Origin of the sequence: Silvanigrella sp. (genome assembly GCF_044369315.1) — a bacterium.
Classification (GTDB): Bacteria; Bdellovibrionota_B; Oligoflexia; order Silvanigrellales; family Silvanigrellaceae; genus Silvanigrella.
Map to the genome: position 1 here is coordinate 1 of NZ_JBIPMD010000258.1, position 4454 is coordinate 4454.

Annotated in this window: 2 protein-coding genes; both read right to left on the minus strand. The window is 30.2% G+C overall.

Features of this window, described 5'->3' with window-relative positions; all coding sequences use genetic code 11:
* Window positions 1-332 precede the first annotated feature (332 nt).
* A complete protein-coding gene (locus ACIQ56_RS14915; protein WP_397601837.1) occupies window positions 333-3188 on the minus strand; it encodes a UvrD-helicase domain-containing protein in 2856 nt (951 codons plus the stop codon).
* A 259-nt stretch (window positions 3189-3447) separates the two neighbouring features.
* The gene (locus ACIQ56_RS14920) at window positions 3448-4047 is read right to left on the minus strand and encodes an ATP-dependent RecD-like DNA helicase (RefSeq protein ID WP_397601838.1); all 600 of its coding nucleotides are present in this window, start codon (window positions 4045-4047) and stop codon (window positions 3448-3450) included.
* Between the last annotated feature and the right edge of the window lie 407 nt (window positions 4048-4454).

The window sequence follows — 4454 nt, forward strand, 5'->3', positions numbered from 1 at the left end:
CTATTTGGGAGCAATTTAGCTCCCTCGCTGGATAATTGCGCCTAGAGGGGACATTCTTGAAAAGTAACAACCCAATCTTTCGTAGCTCCTAATTATTTGCAACAGAACCGTATTTTTCAATATATTGAAGTTTACTACAATCGTGTTAGAAAGCATTCGTCGAATGGATATCTGTCTCCAGTTATATTTGAAATAACTAGACCAATGAAAAAGGTCGGTTAATTGTGTCTATAAAATTGGGGGAAGATCAAAGTGCCGCCGATCTAATCTCTTCTAGGTCGAGAAATGAGGAGAGTTATGTGCGTTTATGTATGGACTTTAAAATTTCCAAATTAACTTTTATCTGAAGAGATAGTAGAATTTTTTAATTCTATTTTATTTCTAAGATCTTTCATAAAGTGAATGCTATTAGAAACATCCGAAAATTTGAGAGTACTGCTAAATATTTCATAAGGAAATAAGGATAAAATCCCTATCCATTGATTTCCACTTAAGATTTCAAGAGATGGATTTAAAATATAAAGACCAGTTCTCAGGCGTACAAAAATCCTTTTGCTTTCGGCGGAAGCTTTTCCTGAAATATTGATTTTTTCAATTTCATTTTTTGAAAGAATCGAGGAAATATAAGATCTTTTTTTTCTCCATTCAGGAAAGATAAAATCAGGAAATTTCTCTACAATTTTTGTTAGTATTTCAGAATTGAAATAGATCTTTGAACCAACAATTTCTTCTTTAAAGATAAAATCAGTTAGAAGAGTCAATAAAATTTGTATAAACATAAATTCTGGTGACTTTTGATCAATTTTAATTAATCTATTTTTGTACTTTAAGCTGATTGATGAAGGAGATAAAATCCGAAACAGCTCTTCAAATTGATCTTCTTTTATAAGAGATTTATTTAGAAAAGCATAAAGTAAATTTCCAAAAGGAGTTCTCCCAGAAAGATCGAAGGAGTCTTTTGCAGCTCCCCAACTGATCAATTCACGCAAAATATCTATTTCCTCTAATTTTGCAGCGATAGAATAGGACTGTTCACCAAGTGGATTTTGAAACTCAACTCCATGTTTAAATATCAGTTCTTTTAATTGATTCAAATTAGCTTTTTTTAAATTGCTGTAAAACTTATTATAAATATAAGAGCGGGCCTCGTTATGATTTGTAGCAAGAGAATATTTAGCTTCTATTAGCATGGGCATTAGAAATTTCCATTGATAAGCATATGCCATTTCAAATAAAAATCTTTGAGCTTTTTTATCGAATGCAAACGTTTTTAAATCATTTCTCAAAAGCTTTTCTACATCTCCCATCGTTGTTATTTTCCAAGGGACTGGAATTTGTTTTAAAACATTTTTTCTAATATCATTGGCTTGTTCTTGTTTTCCTTGTAATTCTAGCTTTCGAGCTTCTTTTTGCCACTCATCTATAGAAGATTGTTCTTCTTTTAAAGTAATTTTTTCTTTAACTTCCTTTAGTCCAATCAAAGAAAATAAGGGTTGTTGCGTTGCAGATTCGATCCAATAAATTCCATCTGTTGCTCTTGTTACTGCGACATATAAGGAGTTGATATAAAATTTTAATCCTTCTACTGATTTGTCATATTTATCTTTGGCTCGAATATATTGCATATGTGTGGATTCAAGATCCTGTTTTTCAACATTAGAGCAAATTTCCTTAAATTCATTTTGAGCTTCACTGACCATATTAAAAAGAATAATGTTAGGATATTCTAAACCTTTTGCTTCATATACTGTAAAAACCAAGGGTGTATTAAACACCGATTTAGCAATTTCTTTTTGCTCTTCATTTAAGGTGATAATGGCAAACTTAGTGGAACGTCGTGTTTTTTCGTTTAAGTCTTTTCTGATGCTAGCCATGTCTTTATAAAAATCGATTATACCATTATAAGAAGAATCAGATTGTACAAGATAATTACTTTCTTTATCTATTGAACCAAAACGCTTTTGTTTTATTTTTAATAAATTATTTGCTAAGTTATTTACAGAAATAGCGTTTCTGTAATTATGTTGTAAAACTTTTATCAATTCATTTGGTGAAAGTTCATTTTTAAAAAAGAAGCTCTTTACCTTTGACCAGGAAAAGAAATTTGGGTGTACAATTTGATTTGAATCTCCACAAAGCAAAAAGTTATCTTTATCTTGTAAGAATTTCAGTATTAAGGTGATTTGAATTGTTGTTAAATCTTGGATTTCATCTACACAAATATAGTTATAAGAAGGTGAAATATTATTTAATACTTGGTAGCTTTCAATATTAATATCAAAAAGATTTTCTTGTTTTAAAAAACTCAAGTATCTTTCAAATAAAGAATAAATATCCACCCGTTCTTCGCCTAAAAATATGGATTGTTTTATACCTAATCCCAAGTATTCTTCTTTTGATAAGTAGGGTTTATCAAAAGATGTCCCTGTTAAAACCCCTTTAAATTCTTCAAATACCTTTCTTGAAAGTTTTGAAGAAAAAGGTGATTTTTGTTTTAAATACCAATTTTTAAATTTATCGTAAGAACATTCTTTTCCTTCTGGCACAAAGATGCTTTCAACAAGCTCATTATAAGAAAAAAAATCTATCTCTTGTTTTTCATTTTGATAACCATAAGAAAAATATAAATTTCGTGCAGATTCTGATAAAAATTGTGAAAGAGTTACATATAAAATTCGTCCTTCAAATTGTTTCATTTTTTCAAGCATGATGGCTGTTTTTCCACTTCCTGCTGAACCTACAACAATCAAAGGCAGAGAAGAGGAAAAAAGTTCACTTTGAAACTCATCAAAGGAAATAGGTTTGTCCAAGTAATGGAATTGGGAATGTTTCGTATTTACAAATCGAAGTGATAACTCTTCGGTATTTTGTGGGGAGTGCGCATCTTCCCATTTTTCTTCCAATATGCTTTTTTCAAGCACAGAAGCTCCATTTAAAAATCGGGAACGACTATAATTGTGGTTGCGAATTGTTTCCAATAGAAGCAGGTAAGCTTTATCTTTATGAGAGGAAATTTTAAATAATAGTCTGTTACTATCGTCTAATTTTGCTCTATAATATTCTGTGCCGGTAAGTTTTTTTATCTGAGCGGATTTAAATTCACCTTCTTTTATTTTTGAAAGGACTTTTTCAATTTTATTTTGTAAACCAGATTTATCCAGATCGTAATATTCTAGAATTTCGAACATGATTTTATTTCCAAATTTGCGTTGAAGAGCCTCTTACGATATGGACTCGTTAAATTCCATATTTAATCTAAATTCCTAAAAAATCAAGCCATTATAGTGATTCGAATGTAATTAGCATATCAACTGTTGGATTTATTTTTGATCTTTATCAGACTTCTTCTATAATGAAGGGTTTAAGTTTATAAGAATTCTTGAATAAATTCAAATTAGTAATAGAATAAAAAAATGAATTACAAAAAAACATTGGAACAATTGAGGATTATTCTTCAATTAATAGTGTTAAAGCAGTTTGGCGCATACGATTATCAATTTGTTTAACGGCCAAAGCTAAAGCTTTTCGACTTCCAACAAAAATACAAAGTTTTTTTGCTCTTGTTAAACCTGTGTAGATCAAATTTCTAAAGAGCATATTATAATGTTGCGTAGAAATTGGAATAATAATCGCATCAAATTCACTACCCTGTGATTTATGGATTGTAATTGCGTAAGCAAGAGTAATTTCTGTTAAATCTTCTTTTTCGTAAATTATGGGATTTTGTTTATTAAATTGAATATGACATTTATAATTTTCTAAATCAATATTTTTTATTCTACCAATATCTCCATTATAAACTTCAAGATCATAATTATTTTTTGTTTGAATAACTCTGTCGCCTTCGCGATAAATGCGATCCCCAATTTTTATCTGTTTAACCCCATTTCTTTCGGGATTAGTGGCTGATTGTAGTCTTGTATTAAGATTATGAGTGCCAAGACTTCCTCTTGTTTGTGGAGTTAACACTTGAATTTCAGTGCTATTTCCAAAATATTCAGGAATGGTTTTTATATACATTCTTATGATAACATCAAGACTAGTCATTCCATAATGAAGTGCTGACCAAGGATGAATTGATTTTAAAATAGATTGGAGTTTTTCAATATCGCCAGTAGCTTTTTGAATATTTTCTAAATTTACATGTTTAAATTTTTCAGGAATTACAAATGCCGGAAGACGAATTTCATCTTTATCATTAAATTCTTGAACTAAAAAGGGTTCTGTTGCAAAAACAGAGCAAGTAAGAGTAAGGTATCTTTTTTTGAGTGATGTTTGAGGGAGTGGGGATGGAATTCAAGTGGAAGCATACTGATCGTATGATTATAAGGTTCTGTTGCAAATAATTAGGAGCTACGAAAGATTGGGTTGTTACTTTTCAAGAATGTCCCCTCTAGGCGCAATTATCCAGCGAGGGAGCTAAATTGCTCCCAAATAGGCAAATGACTTTTAAA